General features: G+C 71.4%; 2 protein-coding genes. One reads left to right on the top strand and one right to left on the bottom strand.

What is annotated here, in order from left to right; all coding sequences use genetic code 11:
- Nucleotides 1-168: 168 nt before the first annotated feature.
- On the bottom strand, nt 169-732 hold the full coding sequence (locus AB0G02_RS28530; RefSeq protein WP_360799711.1) for a TetR family transcriptional regulator: 564 nt from the start codon (nt 730-732) through the stop codon (nt 169-171).
- Nucleotides 733-830: 98 nt separating this feature from the next.
- Here AB0G02_RS28530 and AB0G02_RS28525 point away from each other — a divergent pair.
- Nucleotides 831-1,378: SDR family NAD(P)-dependent oxidoreductase (locus AB0G02_RS28525; protein ID WP_360799709.1), on the top strand; the 548-nt coding region annotated here is incomplete at its 3' end.

The following is a 1,378-nucleotide window of genomic DNA, read 5'->3' as shown; positions in this document are numbered from 1 at the left end:
CTGCCGGACGTCGGGCGGCACGGGCACGGGATCGCGGTGTTCCCCGGTGCGGACCACGGCCTGTTCACCGGCGGTCCGCGCCCCGGCGTCCCCCGGCGCGATCAGCTGGCGCCCGGGTTCCTGCCCATGCTCACGGCCTTCCTCGGTCCGACGCCCTGAAGGGGTCGGTCAGTCCTTGAGGATCGCGGCCACCGCGTCGACGACGACCTGGCGGCGGCGTTCCCGGGGAATGTCGATCGCGTGCCCGGCCATCTCCGGGGTCACCGAGCCCCAGAGCGCGGACATGTGCACGACCAGCGCCAGCAGCTCCACGGGCGTGAAGCGGGTCGTGACCAGGCCCTCTTCCTGGGCCTTCGCGATCGCCGCGAGCTTGTCCCTGGTGCTCGCCACCACGACCTCGACCGCCGCGTAGCCCTCACCCTCCAGGCGGTACCACTTGGCGAGCCGCTCCTTGACCGGGTTGTCGGTGAAGCGGTCGAACAGCCGTCCCGCGTACTCCGGCAAGTTCGCCGGGTCGATCGGCGCCTCGCGCAGCGTGTCCCGCGCCAGCTCGCTCAGCACCGCGTCGAACAGGCCGTCCTTGTTGGTGAAGTAGTGGTAGATCTGCGCCTTGTTGCTCTTCGCCGCGGCGGCGATCCGGTCGACCCGGGCGCCTGCGATCCCGTGCTCGGCGAACTCCGCGGCGGCGGCGTCCAGCAGCCGTCGCCGGGTCGCCTCCGCGTCACCAGCCATGCGGGTCATGATACCTGACTAACCGTCTAGTTGACAGCTCGGGGTCGGAGTGCTTTGCTGGTGACAGAAGCTAACCAACTAGTCAGTTAGGAATTGCGATGTCGAAGGTCTTCCTGGTCACCGGCAGCTCCCGCGGCCTCGGCCGCCAGATCGCGGAGAAGGTGCTGGCCGCCGGTCACTCCCTGGTCGCGACCGCCCGCAGGCCCGAGCAGCTGGCCGACCTGACCGAGCGGTACGGCGACCGGGTGCGCGCGGTGGCGCTGGACGTGACCGACCCCGTGGCCGCGCGGGTGGCCGTGGACGCCGCCGTGACGGCGTTCGGCCGGCTGGACGTGGTGGTCAACAACGCGGGCTACGCCAACTCGGGCTCGGTCGAGGACACGCCCGCCGACGACTTCCGCGCGCAGGTCGACGCCAACCTGTTCGGCGTCGTCAACGTCACCAGGGCCGCGCTGCCCGTGCTGCGCGAGCAGGGCTCGGGTCACGTCATCCAGGTGTCGTCGGTCGGCGGTCGGGCGACCACGCCCGGGCTGTCCGCCTACCAGGCCGCCAAGTTCGCGGTCGGCGGCTTCTCGGAGGTGCTGGCGAAGGAGGTCGCGCCGCTGGGCGTCAAGGTGACCGTCGTGGAGCCGGGCGGCATGCGCAC

This window comes from Actinosynnema sp. NPDC023658 (genome assembly GCF_040639995.1).
Classification (GTDB): domain Bacteria; phylum Actinomycetota; class Actinomycetes; order Mycobacteriales; family Pseudonocardiaceae; genus Actinosynnema.
Note: the sequence above shows the minus strand (reverse complement) of the source record. Positions and strands in the feature narration are given on the sequence as shown.